Source organism: Streptomyces griseus subsp. griseus, from assembly GCF_003610995.1.
In the GTDB taxonomy this organism is placed as follows: Bacteria; Actinomycetota; Actinomycetes; order Streptomycetales; family Streptomycetaceae; genus Streptomyces.
The window spans coordinates 3,875,559-3,894,489 of sequence record NZ_CP032543.1 but is presented as its reverse complement, the minus strand read 5'-3'; the positions used below and the strand labels follow the sequence as shown (position 1 = coordinate 3,894,489).

18 protein-coding genes, 1 tRNA gene and 1 pseudogene are annotated in these 18,931 nt (G+C 67.6%); 11 read left to right on the top strand and 9 right to left on the bottom strand.

All coding sequences use genetic code 11. The annotated features are described in order from the left end of the window. The first annotated feature begins 28 nt into the window (after positions 1-28). From D6270_RS17355 to D6270_RS17340, 4 genes and pseudogenes are all read left to right on the top strand, one after another. A complete protein-coding gene (locus tag D6270_RS17355; protein WP_109164594.1) occupies positions 29-1,363 on the top strand; it encodes a VanZ family protein in 1,335 nt (444 codons plus the stop codon). 150 nt (positions 1,364-1,513) lie between these two features. Then, entirely contained in the window at positions 1,514-1,975 is a 462-nt protein-coding gene (locus D6270_RS17350; protein WP_225976886.1) for an NUDIX domain-containing protein, read from the top strand. Between the two features lie 61 nt (positions 1,976-2,036). Then, positions 2,037-2,854: pseudogene (locus D6270_RS17345) on the top strand (IS5 family transposase). A 532-nt stretch (positions 2,855-3,386) separates the two neighbouring features. Next, the gene (locus tag D6270_RS17340) at positions 3,387-4,499 is read left to right on the top strand and encodes a toll/interleukin-1 receptor domain-containing protein (RefSeq protein WP_109164595.1); all 1,113 of its coding nucleotides are present in this window, start codon (positions 3,387-3,389) and stop codon (positions 4,497-4,499) included. 32 nt (positions 4,500-4,531) lie between these two features. Here the strand turns inward: D6270_RS17340 and D6270_RS17335 are convergent, their stop codons facing one another. Further along, positions 4,532-4,948, bottom strand: coding sequence for a DUF4231 domain-containing protein (locus tag D6270_RS17335; RefSeq protein ID WP_225977064.1), 417 nt, complete (start codon positions 4,946-4,948; stop codon positions 4,532-4,534). Positions 4,949-5,399: 451 nt separating this feature from the next. Here D6270_RS17335 and D6270_RS17330 point away from each other — a divergent pair, with 451 nt between their 5' ends. Then, complete coding sequence (locus tag D6270_RS17330) at positions 5,400-6,233, top strand: DUF4365 domain-containing protein (protein ID WP_158650530.1); 834 nt, start codon at positions 5,400-5,402, stop codon at positions 6,231-6,233. 342 nt (positions 6,234-6,575) lie between these two features. On the opposite strand, the gene D6270_RS17325 is transcribed toward D6270_RS17330, so the two are convergent. From D6270_RS17325 to D6270_RS17300, 4 genes are all read right to left on the bottom strand, one after another. After that, entirely contained in the window at positions 6,576-6,884 is a 309-nt protein-coding gene (locus tag D6270_RS17325) for a hypothetical protein (protein WP_109164598.1), read from the bottom strand. Next, on the bottom strand, positions 6,881-7,624 hold the full coding sequence (locus D6270_RS17320) for a GntR family transcriptional regulator (RefSeq protein WP_109164599.1): 744 nt from the start codon (positions 7,622-7,624) through the stop codon (positions 6,881-6,883). Before D6270_RS17320 ends, D6270_RS17325 begins: the two co-directional genes overlap by 4 nt. Further along, the gene (locus D6270_RS17315; protein ID WP_109164600.1) at positions 7,621-7,845 is read right to left on the bottom strand and encodes a hypothetical protein; all 225 of its coding nucleotides are present in this window, start codon (positions 7,843-7,845) and stop codon (positions 7,621-7,623) included. Before D6270_RS17315 ends, D6270_RS17320 begins: the two co-directional genes overlap by 4 nt. A 523-nt stretch (positions 7,846-8,368) precedes the next feature. Then, entirely contained in the window at positions 8,369-8,647 is a 279-nt protein-coding gene (locus tag D6270_RS17300; protein ID WP_109164603.1) for a hypothetical protein, read from the bottom strand. A 78-nt stretch (positions 8,648-8,725) separates the two neighbouring features. On the opposite strand from D6270_RS17300, the gene D6270_RS17295 reads away from it, so the two are divergent. Next, the gene (locus D6270_RS17295; RefSeq protein WP_109164604.1) at positions 8,726-9,481 is read left to right on the top strand and encodes a GntR family transcriptional regulator; all 756 of its coding nucleotides are present in this window, start codon (positions 8,726-8,728) and stop codon (positions 9,479-9,481) included. Positions 9,482-9,643: 162 nt separating this feature from the next. On the opposite strand, the gene D6270_RS17290 is transcribed toward D6270_RS17295, so the two are convergent. Then, positions 9,644-9,730, bottom strand: a tRNA-Ser gene (locus tag D6270_RS17290). Positions 9,731-10,002: 272 nt separating this feature from the next. On the opposite strand from D6270_RS17290, the gene D6270_RS17285 reads away from it, so the two are divergent. Then, positions 10,003-10,302: a hypothetical protein gene (locus D6270_RS17285; protein ID WP_109164605.1), complete on the top strand. Its 300-nt coding sequence runs from the start codon at positions 10,003-10,005 to the stop codon at positions 10,300-10,302. A 74-nt stretch (positions 10,303-10,376) separates the two neighbouring features. Here the strand turns inward: D6270_RS17285 and D6270_RS17280 are convergent, their stop codons facing one another. Continuing rightward, positions 10,377-12,224 (bottom strand): S1C family serine protease, encoded by a 1,848-nt coding sequence (locus tag D6270_RS17280; protein WP_109164606.1) that lies wholly within the window; start codon positions 12,222-12,224, stop codon positions 10,377-10,379. 201 nt (positions 12,225-12,425) lie between these two features. Here D6270_RS17280 and D6270_RS17275 point away from each other — a divergent pair, with 201 nt between their 5' ends. The 3 genes from D6270_RS17275 to D6270_RS17265 all read left to right on the top strand — a co-directional run bounded on the left by D6270_RS17275 (position 12,426) and on the right by D6270_RS17265 (position 15,044). Further along, entirely contained in the window at positions 12,426-13,262 is an 837-nt protein-coding gene (locus D6270_RS17275) for a glycerophosphodiester phosphodiesterase (RefSeq protein WP_204117205.1), read from the top strand. A gap of 94 nt (positions 13,263-13,356) precedes the next feature. Continuing rightward, the gene (locus D6270_RS17270) at positions 13,357-13,968 is read left to right on the top strand and encodes an ATP-binding protein (RefSeq protein WP_109164607.1); all 612 of its coding nucleotides are present in this window, start codon (positions 13,357-13,359) and stop codon (positions 13,966-13,968) included. A gap of 110 nt (positions 13,969-14,078) precedes the next feature. Beyond that, entirely contained in the window at positions 14,079-15,044 is a 966-nt protein-coding gene (locus tag D6270_RS17265) for a DUF5926 family protein (protein WP_109164608.1), read from the top strand. Between the two features lie 237 nt (positions 15,045-15,281). Here the strand turns inward: D6270_RS17265 and D6270_RS33830 are convergent, their stop codons facing one another. Both D6270_RS33830 and D6270_RS17255 read right to left on the bottom strand, forming a co-directional pair. Further along, positions 15,282-15,569: a hypothetical protein gene (locus D6270_RS33830; RefSeq protein WP_318780024.1), complete on the bottom strand. Its 288-nt coding sequence runs from the start codon at positions 15,567-15,569 to the stop codon at positions 15,282-15,284. A gap of 476 nt (positions 15,570-16,045) precedes the next feature. Continuing rightward, complete coding sequence (locus D6270_RS17255) at positions 16,046-16,783, bottom strand: bifunctional DNA primase/polymerase (RefSeq protein ID WP_109164609.1); 738 nt, start codon at positions 16,781-16,783, stop codon at positions 16,046-16,048. A gap of 674 nt (positions 16,784-17,457) precedes the next feature. Between D6270_RS17255 and D6270_RS17250 the strand changes: the two genes are divergently transcribed. Further along, positions 17,458-18,831 carry a PP2C family protein-serine/threonine phosphatase gene (locus tag D6270_RS17250; protein ID WP_109164610.1) on the top strand — a complete coding sequence of 458 codons (1,374 nt, stop codon included), beginning with the start codon at positions 17,458-17,460 and terminating at the stop codon, positions 18,829-18,831. Positions 18,832-18,931 lie beyond the last annotated feature (100 nt).

The window sequence follows — 18,931 nt, the reverse complement described above, 5'->3', positions numbered from 1 at the left end:
CGCTCCCGTTCGAAGGTGTTGCGCCACCATGCTGCAAGCTGTTTTCAATGGTCGCGGTGAGTTCGTTCTCATCGCATTGACCGCGGTGACTATTGCGACCTGCATCGGCTATTTTGCGGCGAAGAGGTTCTTGAGTCGCCCATGGTCACATGCTGGGCTTTCTGCTGCCCTGGTGGCAGAGTTGAGTGTTACCGTATTTTTTCCGTCCCCGGGGCACGTGTCGGGCCAGTGTGTGCTCAATCGGAATTTCAGTGAACCTTTCGCAACTGAACAGGGCCTGCTGAATGTGGCGATGTTCCTACCGATCGGGCTCTTTGGGGTTCTTGCTGTCCGGCGAGTCTTTCCCGTCTTCCTGGGTGGGACACTGCTGTCGGTGGCGACCGAGCTCACTCAGGCACTGGCCCCATGGGTAGGGCGAAGCTGTGACAGCGGAGATGTGCTCACGAATACGTTGGGCGCGGGGGTCGGGTCCCTTGCCGGTTGGGCTGTTGTCCGAGCGACGAGTGGTGAACTTTTCCCTCTACGCACCGCAACGAAGCCCACTGCCGTAATTTTCGCTACTTGCTTTGTCGCCTGTGCTGTGGTGTGGAAAGTGTGGATCACGCCCTTGGCGGTGGACTCCACGAGCTTGCAGATCGCAGGAGGCGACAAAAGATCCCAGGCAAAGCAGGTCCTTGCCGAGGCCTTCGACGACCACTTCGAGATCGCGAACGTGCAGCTCCAGTCCGGCCAGAACGGTGCCCCGGACCTACTGCTGATCACCACCCAGACAGGGTTCGCCGAACTGAGCTGGCCCGACAAGGAACAGTTGACGGTCAGCTTGGAAAACTCTAGCAAGCCGGGTCCCGGCAGTTTTCCTGTGACAGGTGTCGGAGTCGCACCCGAAACAGCCGAAGAAGCACTCCTAATCGCAACGAAGTATGCGAAAGAAAGATTTCCTTGGGGCCTTAAGGACTCATACGCGAAATCTTTCCCGGTCGGAGATGATGCGGAGTTCGGCTGGATGGTCAGCTGGCGAAGCCGTATCGACGGGGTGCTCATGCCTATGCGTCTAGATGTACAGATCAACCGGGCTGGCCGTGTCTCTGCGCTTCTGACCCGCCACACAGAGGACCCGGTCTCGCTTCCCCCACGCCGGGTGAGCGAGAAACAGGCCGCGGCCGCCGCCTCCGAGTTCGCTGGTGGAGCGAAAACAGGGGCAGGAAACTTGCTGGCCATCCGACGCGAAGGCGAATGGCGGGCCCAATGGACCATCCCGGTCTCTGCTGGCGCCGACGTCTACCCCGTCTACGTTGATGCCGAAACAGGAAAAGTAGACGAGAGGGCCTCTCCCACTCAAGGCCTACCCACCACACCTAACTGACCAGGAATTTATCCGAAGTCCTCCGCCCCAGCCCCATTGGCCGCCCCGGCTGACCTGCGGCATCAGCCGGGGACTCCACCTGCGCACTATTAAGACTGAACCAGGTTTGTCTTAGGCAACGTTGACCCTGGGCTCTGCGGGATGAGACACGTGGACGAGAAAGCCCTCCCAACTCTGGGCGTCAGGGAAGAGCGGGGCGGTCGCGCTGACCATCTTCTCGCCGACGGCCGGCGCGCATGGACCGTCGTCGACGGGCGAGCCGACAACGGCACCAGGGAGCTCCCCGGCGGCATCCTCGAGCTCAACGAGACACCGGAAGCCGGCGTCGCCCGCGAGGTCTGGGAAGAGACAGGCATGCACGTCGAGGTGGACCAGCTCACCGGCGTCTACAAGAACACGACCCGAGGCATCGTCGCCCTGGTCTTCCGCTGCAAGCCCTCCGGCGGCACCGAGCGCACATCAAGCGAGTCGACAGCCGTCTCCTGGCTCACACCCGACGAGGTCAGCGAGCGCATGGCCGAGGTCTACGCGGTCCGTCTCCTGGACGCCCTGGACGGCAACGGCCCTCATGTGCGGAGCCACGACGGCAAGCAGCTCATCACAGCGGGATAAGAGGTCCTAACAGAAGTTGTTGATCATGTGACTGTCGGCCTGGCTGCTCGTTGGTCCGTTCGTGGCGAAGAGGAACTCCCGGCCGTGGATCGTGTCGGACGAACTGTGGTCGCTGGTCGAGCCGTTGCTGCCGGTCCCGGCGCCGAAGCTGGTGGCGGGGCGGCCGCGGGTACCCGACCGGCAGGCTCTGTGCGGGATCCTGTTCGTGCTCCACACCGGGATCCAGTGGGAGTACCTGCCCCAGGAGCTCGGCTTCGGCTCGGGCATGACGTGCTGGCGACGGCTCGCCGCCTGGAACGATGCCGGCGTGTGGGACCGGCTGCACGTGGTCCTGCTCAAGAAGCTGCGCTCGGCGAAGCAGTTGGACTGGTCGCGGGCGGTGATCGACTCCAGCCATGTCCGGGCCGCCCGACGCGGCCCAAAAGCGGACCGAGCCCGGTCGACCGCGCACGGCCGGGCAGCAAGCACCACGTTCTCGTCGATGGACAGGGCATCCCGCTCGCGGTGTCTTTGACCGGCGGAAACCGCAACGACGTCACTCAGCTGATGCCCCTGCTCGCCAAGGTCCCGTCCGTGGCCGGCCTGGTCGGCCGGCCACGGCGGCGACCGGACATGCTGCTGGCCGACCGGGGCTACGACCACGACAAATACCGCCGCCTCGTCTGGGCTCAGGGCATCAGACCGGTCATCGCCCGACGCGGTGTCCCGCACGGCTCCGGCCTCGGCGTCCACCGATGGGTCGTCGAGCGGACCATCGCCTGGCTGCACGGATTCCGGCGTCTCCGTGTCCGATGGGAACGACGCGACGACATCCACGAAGCCTTCCTCGGCCTCGCCACCTGCCTCATCACTCACCGACACGTCCAACGCCTTTGTTAGGACCTCTAAGACTTTCTCTACTTCATCAAGGCCCGCGCACGGCGCGGGCGCGCGCCGCCTCTGCGGCGCGGCCTGCCTCCTGTCTGCGCCCCGGCTGGCCGCGCCCGGCGGCGCGCTACGTGCGGCGGGCGGAAGCGAGAGTTATCCGCGCGGCTTCAAGAAAAATGCCTCCGGCGGGGGCGCTCAGACTCCGGGATGGGACGGGGCGCCGTTCGCGAGTGCCGGCCGGAGCGGGGCGAGCGTCGTGGGGCTCCCATCCCGACCACCTTCGACCCAGGCAGAGCCGAGCAGTCGCGGCCCAGGGCGTCAAGGTCGTTCGTACAGTGGCGCGCTCCACCTTGACGCCCTGAACCACGACCGCTCCACGGAGTGTGGGTCGAAGGCGGACGGGATGGAAGCCGGGGCGAGTGGCCGCTTCGGCTTATATCACACGAAGCGGTCAGCCGTACCGCTTACGAAACAAAAAGGCGATCGCAATCAGAGAAAGCCTCATTCTGCACTTTCCCTTCACATCTCCTGCTAGATTCAAGCTATGAGTAGCTACGAACGAGTGGTCGGCTTCTGGAGTTACACACACAGGGACGACGAGCTCAATAGAGGGCGAATCAGAAAACTTGCCGATTTGATCTCTGGCGAGTATGAAACGATCACGGCCGAAGTCCTACGAATCTTCGTAGATAAAAATGACTTGGAATGGGGGGCCGAATGGCGGGCGAGAATCGACGCTGCCCTTACCGGCACAACTTTCTGCATTCCAATTGTGACGCCCGCCTTCTTTAAAAGCCCAGAATGTCGCCGAGAGGTGTTGACGTTCTCTGGCCACGCCAAGAGCCTAGGCCTGGAGGAACTACTCCTCCCCATCCTCTACATAAAGGTTCCAGGACTTTCAGACGATAGCCCTGATGAGGTTATGTCTCTGATTGCCAATCGCCAGTACGTCGACTGGACGACGCTCAGGACAGAGGATGAAGACTCGCCCGCACATAGGAAGGCAGTGGAAAATCTCGCCGAACGCCTTGTAGGTATCCTTGAACGTTCAGTTCAAGTAGCCTCTGAGAATGAGCGCGTTATCGAGTCTCCGACAGGCGAAGAATCTGCCCTGCTTGAGACGATGGCGGAGATGGAAGCCGCTTTCCCTCGCTGGACTGGCGTGGTAGAAGAATTCGCTTCCGTTATGGAAGTAATCGCCACGGAAACAGGAATTTCCGCAGCAGAGATGCAGCGATCTGACGCTCGGGGAGGAGGCTTCGCCGGCCGGTTGCGCGTGAGCCATCAACTTGCCGCACGTATCACTGACTCAGTGGATCGCTTTTATGAGCTAGGTAACCTTTACTCCGCCGAACTCGTAAATGTTGATCCGGGCATCCTCACGCTGATACGCGAAACCCCCCGACAAGTACTCACAGATGAAGACCGAGGCACTATCGAAGAATTCTTCTCTAGCGTAAGAGGTGCCGTATTAGCCTCCCGCACCAACATTCCAGTGTTTACAGAATTCGCTGAGACCGTTGGCGCCCTGAAAGGGCTGAGCAAAGCGATGAGACCATTGGCCGTTAAAATGGAATCCGCCGTTCGACAGGTGATGGATGGGCAGGCGATTCTTGATGAATGGGAGCGCCTTATTGATGAAAACGACAACTTCTAGGTGCCACCCGCCCACCTTAAGGGTTTCCCTTTCTAAGGGAGAGGGGTGGAACTGGGGTTCGGCCTCTCTCCAGCAACTTCCATCCAGCTATTCATTTCCCCCTGTTCAATTCGCGTCACTTCTGCCGCGAGTGCTTTATCTCGAGTCGACGGATCGCTATATGGTTCAGCGCCAGTGTAGTAACGCCGACGTTCCGCTTCGACGGCCTCACGAGCAGCGCTAAATCTCAGGTAATTGTCTTGCCAATGGAAGATAGAGCGGAGCCCGGAAAGGACTACAACCGCGACACCCAAAACTGCGGGGATAGTCGTGTTCCTGGAAAAGAAGATAACCGACAGGGGAATGGAAGAAGAGATCACGAGGACCGCCGTCTCGCAAGTCCTAAAAATGCGCCGTGTGCGTATTGCGCGACTTTTGTACCACTCGTATGAATCATTAGCCAGCGTCATGGCATAGTTAGTTTCGTCTGACTGAGTGGGTGAGATATTAGACATGCGATCCCATCGTTGTGCCAGCACTCTTACCTACGCCAGCGGGTTCCATGTAAGTATTCTCCCCTGCTGCCGACTTGAACCATGGCCTCTCCACCGGGTGAGAACGCAACCCTCAAGGGCCGGTGTGGCCAAAATCGACCATTCGGGCGTAGCTACGGATCACGTAGTCGTGCCAGAAGCGTGCCACCAGGTGCGGTGAACAGCGGTCAGCAGCGGCTAGCGTCTGGCCGTCCGGCGGGGTGCCAGACGCTGTTATCTCAGATCAGCGGCCCGTTTGAGTTGGATCGCCCGTGATTCCCAACCTCATGGCGCAGGTTCGAGCTTCCGCATGCAGCCCTCTCAACACCCCAATGTCAGAGTCAGATGGCATGCTCGGCCGACAACTGTGCGGATGGGGGAGCGGGACATGACGGTGATTCCGAGTGGGCGGCGGATGGAGCAGGCAGCGGTGAACGCTCTGCGCACCCTCTTGCAGAGCCAAGATCACGTCGTAGAGGAGATCTCCGGGCAGAACGACTACGGCGAGGACCTCTATGTCACCTTCGCTGACGCCGGGCGGGTGACTAACGACGTCATCAAGGTTCAGGTGAAGGGCGGCGTCTCATGGAGACGGTCATACGGCTACGCAGTACCAGTGCGTCAGCACTCCGAGACTTGGGCAAACGGCAACGTGCCCGTGTTCTGTGCCGTCTTTGACCCGGACACAGAGCAGTTGTACTGGGCGAACGCTACGAAGCAACTCCGTGTTGGAGGGCAGAAGGGCCGCCGGCCGCGCACCATCAGGCTGCCTGGGACGTCGGTGCTGAACGCCAACACCTTGGCGGACTTCGTGAGTGAAGCGCGTGCGTACGTCGGCGGGTACCGGGGCCGGAACGCTGTCCTGAGGCATCTCGGAGAGATGGCAGGCGTTGCATTCGATCGCTCAGACCATGTCCTGCACTGGGTCAATGAGTTCGATGAGCAGTTGATCTTCTGGCAGCGCCCCGGGGAGTTTTACGCCACGCTTCTGCACAGTGACCTCGACTGGGATCCGATCCCGATCGTGCCAAGCGGGCTGCTCCTGCCCGGTGCATGGGCTCAGGGACTCGATTTCGGCGAGGACTTCCCCGAGGAGATGCGGCGGAGCTCGCCAGTCCCGGTCATCAGTGGCGTGATCTTGAACATGCCGGAGGCCTTGTGGCTCGCCTCCTGCTTCTCTACGACGGAACGCTTCCGGCGCGGTGCAGAGGTATCGAGATGAGAGGGTTGCCGACCGTCCGCACGCTCTGCTGGCGGGCTGTCAGCGACGGTGTCACGGCTCGCGTAATCCACCCCAGAGCGATGCGGTCTAGGCACACTAAGTGTCTAACTGCGTGACAACCGCAGCGCACAACCGCGAACAACCGTGGACGTCAGCGGACCATCGGCGCAGGTGACAGGCACCGCAGTCCAAGCGCGACGACCGTCCCAAGTTGCTTCGGGACAAAGCAGTCCTCAGGCCATCCAAGGTCGACGAAAGTCAGTCGGCAAAGCCAGAAGCCCACGGCATCTGATCTGGTCAGAGCCATGGGCTTCCCTTGCTGTGCTGGTCGGGGACCGTACGTCAGCAGGTGGGCTCACGCGGATCGCTCGTTGCCCGGAGGTGGCCGCGGCTCGTTGCGACGCGGTAGACGTCCCGTAGAGCCCCGGTCAGCTCCTTGACCAGGTACCGCATGTCGTCGAGTGACGTCCCCTGGTTGTCGAGAGCCTCTGAGGCCTCTTCCAACAGTTCTGTCGCCGTGCCGAGTTGGATTGCTTCGATGCCGTCTGCGAGACGGGACACGTAGCCGTCCGGGTCGTCAGTGCTCAGGTAGCAGGGCTTGTCCCCCGGGCCAGACCACGGGAGGAGCCGAAGTTCGTTCGGTGTTGTCATCCTTGGGTTGGCCTCTCGTTGAGCACGTGGTGGGCGGTGAAGACGGCGTCGACTCGGTCTCCGGGAAAGGCCAGGAGCGCGGCCTCAACGACGCGACCGTTGGCGTCGGTGGCGATGCGCGTGATCGCGAGAACGGCCGTGCTGGTTCCGATCCGGAGGGCCGACGCTTCGTCCGGGGTGGGGGAGCGGGCGGAGACCGTCTCTCGGATGGTGGCCGGCGACGGGCCGAGGACGGCGAATCTCGTGGCTGCCTCCCGGCATACGGGGTCGTCGTCGAGGACTCCGGCCGGGGCCAGGTCGCGCGGGATGTAGATGCGGGCCAGCCCGTGCGGCGACCCTTGTTCGAGGCTGAGGCAGGTGTACTCGGCGAGAGGGCTGCCCGTTGGCACCTTCAGCAACGTCGTCAGCTGCACGGAGGCCGGAACCGTGGTGCTGCGAACCGTGATGCGCAACGTTGGCTCAGCGGCGGTCCAGGGGTCCAGCGTGCCCCAGCCCCCGACGTACATGATCTTGCGGCGGGGGTGACGGACGTAGTTACCCTTTCCGTGGATCTTCTCGACGAGTCCTTCGCCCTGGAGCACGGCGAGAGCGCGTCGCAGGGTCACCGTGCTGACCCTGTACCGGGCGGCCAGGCCGGCTTCGGACGGGAGACGTTCGCCAGGCTTGATGCTGCCCGTCGTGATCTGGTGGCGTAGGTCGTCGGCGATGTCGTGATGGCGTCGGGACACGGAGCCGGTCACCGCCTTCTCAGCAGTCGCAGGGCGATGAGCCGGGTACGGGCGTGTATAGCCAGCAGTTCGACCGACTCGAAGACCAGTTGCTTGGCTCCCTGGGGAAGCTGGAAGAGGTCGCTCACTCGGCAGGCCTGACCGCCGAGTTCGATGATGTCGCCGCGCTGCACGGTGGCCGCAGTGACCTCGACGGAAGAGACCAGTGCACCGCCGGGGGCTGGGGCCTTCATGCCATCACCTTCACGGGCACGGACGGGTCCGGGGTCGAATGGCACGGGCAGATGCACACCTCGTAGATCACCGGTACGTCGTCCGTCGTCGCAGGCGGGGACGGCTCGATGCAGGAGTGGTGCGTCCCGATCCAGCAGGCGATCGAGCGGTAGGGGACGGAAGTCGTGCCCGTCGGGTGCGGTTGTCGGCGAGGAGGCATCAGCGGGCCCCCGCGAGGGCCGACCAGGCATCGGCCGGCAGGTGCGGGGCGACGAGCACTGAGCGCGTCCGTGCACGCTGCTCTTCCCACGCCAGCAGGTACGGGCGGACAAGCACGACGTCCTCTCCCCTCAGCGGGTAACGGTGGACTGTGCCGACCGGAGTCCGTCCCAGGGCGATCGAAGCGTCAGCAGGCGCTGGGCAGGTGAGAGGGACCAGCGGACGGGCGGGCGTTAAGGGGCGGCGGTGCCGACCGTTAGGGAAGCACCGCGCTCTGGTGCGCGCGATGGCTCGGCGGATACGGTTGAGCATGCTGTTCAGCTCCTATCGCTGATAGCCCGGTCCCCCGACGTCGCCTGTCGTGGGGACCGTCTTACGTACGACCGCCCATAAGGTGCGGCCGTTCAAGCTGGTGGCCACGAGCCCGAATCGATCGGCATCGGCAACCGCGTCCAGGACCTCCCTCCATGAATCGGAGGAGAGCATGTCCGGTACCTCTGCCTCGACCGTCGTGAACTGGGTGTGCTCCTCCACGCGCAGGCGGAGGCCAGCGGCAGACAAGCGGGCGGCGATAGCCGCCGCGGTCACTTCCGAAGCGGACACAGCGCACCCTCCGTTGCCGCCGATCACTTTCAGTGAAGCTAGTTAACTAGATTAGAGCTAGTGGACTAGATTTTCCATATGTCTGAGCAACCGCCGTACCTCCGCATCGCCGACGAACTCCGGCAGCGCATCGCGGAGCACGTCTGGGAACCGGGCGACCGCCTCCCATCCCGCGCCCAGATCGGCCAGGAGTGCGGCGTGGGTGAGAACGTGGTGCGCAGGGCACAGGAGTTGCTGATCTCCCAAGGCGTGCTGGAAGGCCGGGCGGGATCGGGGACCTACGTCGCCGAGCCCCGGGAGCGCGTGAGAGTCGTCCGGTCGTCGGCACGTGAGCAGCCCAGTGGATCCCCGTTCCGCCAGGACATGAAAGCCCTTCGCCTACAGAGCGACTGGGAAAGCCGGACCGACGCGAAGGTGCCGGCCCCGGCGGAGATCGCGACGCGGCTCGGGATCGCCGAGGGCGAGCTGTGCGTCCGTACGACGTACGAGTTCCTTGCGGACGGGAAGCCGGTTCAGCTGTCGACGAGTTGGGAGCCGTACGCCGTCACTGGCGGAACCCTCGTCGTTCTCCCCGAGGGAGGGCCCCACGCGGGGGCCGGGGTCGTGAACCGCATGGCGGAGATCGGAGTCACCATCAGCCACGCGGTGGAGCAGCCCGAACCCAGGCACGCGACCGCCGAGGAAGCATCGCTACTCGGCATCCAGAAAGCCGCACTCGTGACGCACATCCGGCGGACGTACTACAGCGACGAGGGCCGTCCCGTGGAGACAGCGGACATCGTGGTGCCCGCAGCGCACTGCGAGATCGTCTACGAGATCCCGATCAACCGCTGACGAGCTACCCCGGCAGCTCCAAAGCCGTGGCCCAGCCGTGCCCCCCGCGTGCCCCTTCCGTGCCCGACAGAGCGGGAAACCAGGGGGAACAGCGGTGCCCGGCAGGGAGCTGGCATGGCAGAGGCCCCCGACCATACGTACTGGTCGGGGGCCTCTCGCCTGCGGTGGGTGTGGGATTTGAACCCACGGTGACATCGCTGCCACGACGGTTTTCAAGACCGTTCCCTTAGGCCGCTCGGGCAACCCACCTTCGCCCCGCGGCACCTGCTGCGGAGCGGGCTACAGCCTACCGGCTGGGCGCCTCGTGCAGGGCAGGCCTGTCGCGGGTCGGTCGCGGGCGGTCGGGGTGGGCCGTGGAGGCGGCTCCCGCCCGACTGCACTCCTCGGCCGCAACGCGGTAGGGAACGGCGCAAGAGGATCACCCAGAGCATCCAGAGCCATCTCTCTGAACACTGTTCAGCGTGACGGGTCTCGGCTCCCTGAACAGGAGCTCTCCCTACCCACCCAAGAAACGGGGACACTTGAACCGCATCGCCACGCGCACCGCACTGCCTCTCATAACCGCCGGCGCCGCCCTGTTCGCAGCAGCCGGCACGGGTGCCGCCGCTCCGCCGGACGAGCCGGTTCCGGCCGACGGCGCGACGATCGTTCTGGACGACGGACGTGTCGTCGGCGCCGATGTGACGCTCACCTTGACGTTCGAAGGGGAGAAGCCCACGGCGGCCCAGGGCGAATTCAGCGCTTCTCGGCCGTCGTCAGCGGCGCTGAGCGCGGTGGCTACGCCTTACGCCTACCACTCCGAGAAGAAGCAGCTTCCGTAAGCAGACCCGTCGACACGGCCGGGGGCCCCGCACTCAAGCTTGAGTGCGGGGCCCCCGGCCGTGTCCCTGGTCCGTCAGCTGTCGCCCTCGCGCTGGCCCAGCGTGACCTCCGCCGTCGCCGTCTTGCCGTCGCGCTCGTACGTCAGGGTCACCTTCTCGCCCGGCTTGCGGGTCCAGATCTCGCCGATCAGGGTCGGGCCGCTGTCGATCACGGTGTCGTTGAACTTGGTGATCACATCGCCCGCCTTGAGGCCGGCCTTGGCCGCCGGGCCGTCCGGGGTGACCGCGGGGGTACCGGCCGCGCCCTTGGCGGAGATCGCGGCGCCGCCGGTCTTCTCCTCCATCGTCACCGTCGCGCCGATCACCGGGTAGACCGGCTTGCCCGTCTTGATCAGCTGCTCGGCGACGTTCTTCGCCTGGTTGATCGGGATCGCGAAGCCGAGACCGATCGATCCGGCCTGGGACTGGCCGAGGCCGCCGCCCGTCGACTGGATCGCGGAGTTGATGCCGATGACCGCGCCCGTCGCGTCCAGCAGCGGGCCGCCGGAGTTGCCCGGGTTGATCGACGCGTCGGTCTGCAGGGCGCTCATGTACGAGTTCTTGCTGCTGGAGCCGTCCCCGGAGGCGACCGGGCGGTTCTTCGCGCTGATGATGCCCGTCGTGACCGTGTTGGAGAGGCCGAAGGGGGCACCGATCGCGATCGTCGAGTCGCCGACCGCCACGCTCTCCGAGTTGCCGAGGGGGAGGGGGGCCAGGCCTGACGGGGGGTTCTTCAGCTTCAGTACGGCCACGTCGTAGCCCTGTGCCCGGCCGACCACCTCGGCCGCGTACTTCTTGCCGTCGGAGAACGTCGCCGACAGCTCGCCGGACTCCGCCGCGGAGGCCACCACGTGGTTGTTGGTGAGGATGTGGCCCTCCTTGTCGTACACGAAGCCCGTCCCCGTGCCGCCCTCGCCGTCGCCGCCCTGCGCGTCGATCGTGACGACGCTGGGGAGCGCCTTCGCCGCGACCCCGGCCACGGTGCCCGCCGGGCGCTTGAGGTCCCTCGGGGTGTCCGAGGCGGAGACTGTGGTCGAACTGCCGGAGGAGCCGTTGTCGTTGCGGTCGGCCGCCCAGTAGCCGAGTGCGCCGCCGACACCGCCCGCCACCAGGGCCGCCACCGCGACGGCCGCGACCAGGGCGCCCGCGCCCCGGCGCTTGCCGTTGCCGTGGGAGGGGTCCTGGCCGGGCTGCGGGGCGCCCCAGACCGGGCCGTTGCCGCTCCCGTTGCCGCCGCCGGGTGTGTGGGGCGCGCCGCCACCCGCGTAGGGTCCGCCGCTCGCGTACGAGGGGACGGCGGGCGGGGGCGGGGGCCAGGAGGCCGCGCCCGCGGGGGTCTCGGGCGCAGCCCCGTACGGAGGGTGCTGCGGCTGGTGGGGCTGCTGAGGGGTGTGGGGCTCGGTCGGGCCGGAGTACGCCGGGGGGACCTGGTGCGTGCCGGAGTGCGGCGCGGGCTCCTGGTGCGCCGGGGTGCCCTGGGCCGTCGGGGTGTGACGGGGGGCGTCCGCGTGCGCCGGAGGCGTAGCCGGGGCTCCCGGGGTGTGACGCGGGGCGTCCGCCTGCGCCGGGGCAGCCGGAGCAGTCGGGGGCGCCGACGGGGCTGCCGGGAGCGCCGTCTCCGCACCGGAGGCACCGGAGCCGCCCCCGGACGTACCGAAGTCGCCTCCGTCCGTACGGGAATCGCCCCCGGCCACACCGGAGCCGCCCCTGGCCCCCTCGCGTACGCCGTCCGCCGCCGGAGAGGTCCCGGAGTCCGGGGACGTCCGGGACGCGGCTCCGTCCGCCGTCGCGTCGGGAGTGGTGGCCGGCACGGGAGGTGCGGGCGGAACGGGTGGCACGGCCGGTACCGCGTTGCCCTCGGTGCCCTCGTTCTCGGTGCTCACAGCTCTTTACTCCTCGGTTCCACTCGGCATTCAGTCGGCATTCGGCAAGAAATCCGCTGTGCACGTGTCTGCGGTCAGCTTTTCCCACAGCGCGTCGGGCCACTGTAAGCAGGAGCTGTGCATCCGCACACCAATCTTTACATCAGACAAAACGGACCCTCAGGGTGACATGTGTTCGCCTACCCCCAGGGCGGTGACACCATGACCCGGGTGACCCACGCACGGCAGCGCAGCCCGCACACCTCGATCCAGGTCGTCGCCCATCGCGGCGCGTCCGACGACGCCCCCGAACACACCCTTGCCGCCTATCGCAAGGCGATCGAGGACGGTGCCGACGCCCTGGAGTGCGATGTCCGGCTGACCGCCGACGGCCACCTGGTCTGTGTGCACGACCGCCGGGTGAACCGTACGTCGAACGGGCGCGGCGCCGTCTCCGCCCTGGAGCTCGCCGACCTCGCCGCCCTCGACTTCGGCTCCTGGAAGGACCGCGAGGAGTCGCCGGACTGGGATCCGGTGCCGGGCGAGCTCACCTCCGTACTGACTCTGGAACGGCTCCTGGAGCTCTTCACCGAGGTACGGGCCACGGGGCGGCCGCTCCAGCTGGCCATCGAGACGAAGCACCCCACCCGTTGGGCCGGACAGGTCGAGGAGCGGCTCCTCGACCTGCTGAACCGCTTCGAGCTGGCCACGCCGCCGGCCGACGGACCCTCCCCCATCCGGATCATGAGCTTCTCCGGGCGCTCCCTGCACCGCGTCCAGGCTGCGGCGCCCGCGCTGCCCACCGTCTATCTGATGCAGTTCGTCTCGCCCCGGCTGCGTGACGGACGGCTGCCGGCCGGTTCCCGGATCGCCGGACCCGGCATGCGGATCGTGCGCAGCCACCCCGGGTACATCGAGAGGCTGCACCGGGCGGGCCACCGGGTGCACGTGTGGACCGTGAACGAACCGGTGGACGTGGAGCTCTGCGCCGAACTCGGTGTCGAGGCGATCATCACCAACCGCCCGAAGCAGGTTCTGTCCCAACTGGGCCGCCTCTAGCACATATCGGCACACCTTTGGTGGGCAACAGCATCCCCGCACCACCACGACGGGGAGTACACCGGCGCATTCACCGCGCGTCCAGTTGTGTCGAGTGCGTCACCGGCGGACCCTTGGCCGGTTTCCGGTGCAGCTCAGTGGGGCATCCAACCCGTGGCGTGGGGCAAAGGAGGTCTCGGGGGTGGCGTTGGTGGTGGCACAAGAAGTGCCTGCGTCGTCGAGCATGGCCGTTCCCCATGGGCCTGCGGGCGTGGGGCAGGCACGGCACCGGATGCGTGAGCAGTTGCGCAGCAACGGGGTGTCGGACACGGTCGTGGACGACGCCGTTCTCATTCTTTCCGAACTGCTCAGCAACGCCTGCCGGCACGGCAGGCCGCTGGGGCGGCACGCGGATGTCGGTGACGGCGACATCCGGGCCGCCTGGCGCGTGGACACGGGCGGCGGGCTGACCGTGGAGGTCACGGACGGCGGCGGGCCCACCCGGCCCGTTCCGTCCACCCCTTCGGTGACGGCACGCGGCGGCCGGGGGCTCAACATCATCAGCGCCCTGGCACAGGAGTGGGGCGTACGGGACGACTCATCGGGCGAGGTCACCGTCTGGGCCCACGTGCCCTCCCCCAAGCAGCCCGAGCTCGGGGGCGCGGCCGGCGGGCTCACCGGGTTCGAGGGGCTGGACTTCTCCGATGTCCTCGACGACGTGAGCTGAGGCGGCGGCCCACCCGGCGACGGCGGCGGCAGGCGCGTGTACGGCCACGGAGTCGCGGGCGGCTAGGCTCGCGCCGAGACCGCACTGTCGCAATCGGGAGAATGCCCACCATGGCCAAGAAGCGCCCTCAGACCAAGGCCGGGAAGCAGCAGCTCAAGGACGGTGAGATCCCGGTCGTCGGGGCCCGTGAGCCCTGCCCGTGCGGTTCGGGCCGTCGCTACAAGGCGTGTCACGGACGCGCCGCCGCCCAGGCCGTCACCGAGCTCGTCCACCGCCCGTTCGAGGGACTGGCCGGCGAGTGCGACTGGGTCGCCCTGCGCGAGCTGGTGCCCGCCGCCACCGTCGAGCTGACGCTGAAGGGCGGGCTGCCCGAGGGCGTTCCGTCGGTGACGCTCGCGACCGTTCTGCCGATGGCCTGGCCGGCCCTGCGCCGCGACGACGGTACCGTCCTCCTCGCCCTCCAGAACGACACCTCCTCCGGCGACCTCAGCCGCGACCTCGCCGACACCCTCCAGCGCGCGCTGGAGGTCGAGCCCGGCACCCCGGTCGCCGCCCGCCGCGTGCCGGCCGACGGGCCGCGCCTGCAGGATCTGCTGGACCCGGACGCCGCGTTCGAGCCGGTCGTCCACACCGGGTTCGAGTTCTGGGTGCCCGACGCGGAGAACGCCACCCCCGAGGTGTCCGCCTCCCTGGAGCGCGCGAACGCCGCCGCGATCCCGACGGTGCTGCTCTCCGGCGTCGACTCCGCGTACTGGTGCGAGACCCCGGAGAAGAACCACCTGCGCTGGGTCATGCCGCACCCCGAGGAGCAGCTCCTCGACGCGCTCGCCCGGCTGCACGCAGCCGGCACCTCCTCGCTCGGCGAGGACACCCGGCTGGTCGGCTCGTTCCGGGCACACGGTCTGGTCGTCCCCGTCTGGGACCTGCCGAGCTCGATGGGCGCCGAGGCGTGCGAGAAGCCGGCCGTCGCGTTCGCCGATCGACTGGCGACGGCGCTCACCTCCGACGCCCCGCTCACCGCCGAGGAGCGCCGTGCCCGCGGCGGCCTCACCAACCGGCAGGTGACCCTCAGCTGACCACCGTGGCGGGGACCCCTTCCGCAGGCCCTACGAGCCGGTGACCCGTGTCACAACTCACCGTACTCACAAGTAAATCCCCGCCCCTGCAGGCGAGATCGAATTTGCGAACGGCAGATCTCTTGTTACCGTTCTAGAAGCCCGGTCGCTGGTGCATCCCCCGTCGCCAGCGACCGGGCGTCCTCGTTTCCGGTCGCGGTCCGCAGCTGCCCGCCGCCCGGAGCCCCCGCCCCCGACTCAGTCCGGTGCGCCCGGCGCGCGATGTGATCCGGCCCGGAGCAGCAGGGGCGCCTCCGCCACCGGCCCCGCACCGGCGTACTCCGCCACCGCTGTGTAAGCGCCGGGCCCGCCCGCCGAGCGGCTTCGCGGGGTCTCGCAGCTCGTCGGCTCGTCGTGGGCCGCCAGGACGCAGTGCAGCTCCACGGTCCGCCCGTGCGGCCCCATCAGCGTGAGTACGGCGCGGAGTTCCGTACCGGAGGTGTTGCGGTGGTAGGCGCGCGCCCAGGTCTCACCGCCCCCCGTCATGACACAGGTCTGCGCCTCGATACCCACCGGCGAGACCAGCTCGGGACCGCACCGGGCCGCGTCCCTCGAACCGTCCGCACCCTCGGCACCGATTCTCGATGGTGATTTCGGCGGTGGTGGAGAAGTCGGGGAAGAGGAATCGTTCCTATTTGCGGACAGGTCATCAGAAAGCTTTTTTCCATGGCTTTCTGATGACCTGTCCGCAGATGTGTCGCCGGTTGTTGCGACTTCCGGGGACCCCCCGGGATCTGCGGAAGCAACGATCGGAACGAGGCACGCGAAGGCGGCAGCAGCCGTGAGGCCGATCATGCGGAGATTCATATCGCCCCTTGCCGACCGCGCGGGCCGTCGCGGGCGCGCGAGTATTCGGGGCGACGATATCGACGTCGGACACGCGTCCGGGCCGTCCCGCACCCGTTCACCGCGAATACGGCCCGGCTCGCACCCGTACGAGTGAGAGCCGGGCCGTCCGACCGTCAGTACGCGAGCCTGCTGCCGCCGTCCGGGGCGCTGGTGCTCGCCACGACCAGGGCGTCCAGGACCGCCTCGACATCCGGGAGCCAGGGCGACGCCGGAGGGGCGGCCTTCGCGGCCCGGCGGAAGACCGGGACCGCCGGGGCGAGGGCCGCCGGAGGGGCGGGGGGCCGCTCCCAGCGCACCTGGCCCGCGCCGATCTCCGAGGGGGGCAGGACCAGATAGCCGCCCTCCCCGTGGAACCGGAGCGAGCTGGGCACCCAGTCCTTGCTGTACAGCAGCTCACCGAGCCGCTCCAGCGTGTACGGCGCGACCAGCAGCGACCACCGGGTGGGCGTCGCCACGACGGGGCCCAGCCGCATGCCCAGACGGTCCAGGGCGACCAGAGCCTTCGCACCGGCCAGGGCGGGCAGGCTCACCGCGCAGGGGGCCCGGCCGCCGGTCGCCAGCATCACCGGGGCGGTGGGGCGGTTGGTCCACCACCAGCGCACCATGCGCTCGTCCGTGGTGGCCGCCAGCAGTCCGGGATCGAAGGGGTGCGCGCCGGGAACGGCGCAGTCGGGGTCGGGGCAGGCGCAGCCGAGGCCACGCCCGTCGCGCAGGGCGGCCGGCGCGGTCCCGGCTCCGGGGAGCACGGGCCACTGCCATGCGGTGGCGAAGGTCAGGGCCGCGTCGAGACGGGCGGCACCCTCCTTGCGCCGGAGCCGGAGCCTGCGTCGCCTTCCGAGGATCTCGCGCATGAGCGCTCGTTCCTTTCCGTTGAACGCCGAGTCCACATGACGCCACGCGTGTGGGAAACCCGCATGTGCGTCTCTTCGCTGTGCGTACGTGCTCATCAGGTTGCTGCCGTACGGGCGTGCCGTCGGTACCGAGCGTGAGCCGAGCCGAGCCGAGTGGAACCGATCCGAGTGGAACCGAACTGGGGTGGTGCCGAGCTGCGTGGAGCCGGGGGCGCCCGCCACGGGCGCCTCGTGCCTTGTCGGCCGGGCCCGGACCCCGCCGCGTGGGGCGGGGCGTGACCGTCACTGATCGCGACCGTCACGGGTAAGGACGTCCGGACCCGCTGTCAGGTTCCTGGGCGATCACATCCGCCCGTGAGCGTCTGCCCCGGGCATCGCCGATTACGTACCCAGCCTGCCCGGAATGACGCCGCCCCTGGGATTTCCTCCCGGGGGCACCCCTTGTTGAGCCGTGTCGAGCAGCCCCAGTCGACCGCAAATGGCTGTCGAAGGGTGCATTTTTCGGCCAAGTTGACTGACACTGGAGGACAGCGAATCCGGCGAGCCTTCAGGGGACAATGCTGGACATCAGGTTACTTGTGCGTGTACATGTGGATGTATTGATAGTGGCGCAGAATCACATGGGGGTTTGCGATGCTATTCGACAAATCGCACCGGCCTGAAAGCTGGCTGCCATGAGCGCCCCACACCTGCCGAAAGTGGCTGGAATCGATCCAGAAGTTCCGGTTTCAACCCACACTGCCGCTCCCCTGAGGGAGGTTCCGGCGGCGCCCGGAGCCTTCATCCAGGACCGCCTCGCGGGCTGGGTCTCGGACCTCACCACCCTGCACGAACTCACCGAGCGGCTGGCCTCCACCGCCACCCTGGATACCGCCCTGAACGAGCTGCTGCACGCCGGAGCCGCCCTCGTCGGCGCCCGCCGCGGACTCCTCGTACTGGAACCGGCGGGCAGCACCACGATGCCGTCCACCACCCTCGGCCTCGGGCTCAGCCACCACGACCTCGGGCTCCTGGAGACCGTGGAGCGCTCCGCCACCGCCCTGGGCCGTGTCCTCGACGGCCACCCCGGCACCGCCGACGGACTCCCCACCCCCGACCTGCTGGGCGACCCCGGCCTGGACCCCCGCCACCGCGAAGTCGCCACCCGGCTCGGCTACGCCGCCAGTTACGCGCTCCCCCTCGCCTCCGAGGCGGCCGGCTGGCTCGGCGCGGCCGTCTGGCTCTACGACGAGCCCGGCGAGCCCTCGGAGAAGCAGCGCCACCTCGTCGGCCTGTACGCGCGGTACGCCACCGAGCACCTGGCCCGCCTGATCGAGCTGGAGCGCGCCCGCGCCGACATCGCGACCGTCGCCGAGGAGCTGCTGCCCAGCCGGCTGCCCCGCATCCCCGGCGTACAGCTGGCCGCCCGGCACCGGACCGGGCCCGGAGGCGGCGGCGACTGGTACGACGCGCTGCCGCTGCCCGACCACGCGCTCGGGCTCGCGGTCGGCTCGGTGGGCGGATCGGGGCCGAGCGCGATGGCCGCCATGGGACGGCTGCGCGCCAGCCTGCGGGCGTACGCCGTCATGGAGGGCGAGGACCCCGTCGCCGTACTCTCCGATCTGGAACTCCTGCTCCGGCTGACCGAGCCCGCGCGGACCGCCACCGCCCTCTTCGCCTACTGCGAGCCCGCCGCCCGCAAGGTCGTGCTAGCCGGGGCCGGGCACACCCCGCCGCTGGTGCTCGGCGAGCGGCGCTGCGAGTACGTCGAGACCACGCTCTCCGCCCCGCTGGGGATGCTCGCCTGCTGGGAGGCGCCGAGCGTGGAGTTCTCCCCCGCACCGGGAGAAACGGTGCTGCTCTATACGGACGGCCTGCTGCGCCGCACCGGCGACACGATGGACCGCGCCTTCGCCCGGCTGCACTCGGCGGCCGCTTCCGTACCGAAGGCGGGCCGTCACGACCCCGCCGCCGTCGCCGACCACGTCCTGCGCACGATGCTGCCCGACGGACTCGACCGGACCGACTCCACCGAGGACGTGGTGATCCTCGCCGCGCACTTCGACTGACCTCTCGGCAGCCTCTCCGGTAACAGGCCTTTCGACCCTGGGCCCCCTTCCGTACGCCCGTACGATGGGGGTGGTCCAGTGTCGTATCAAGGAGAATCAC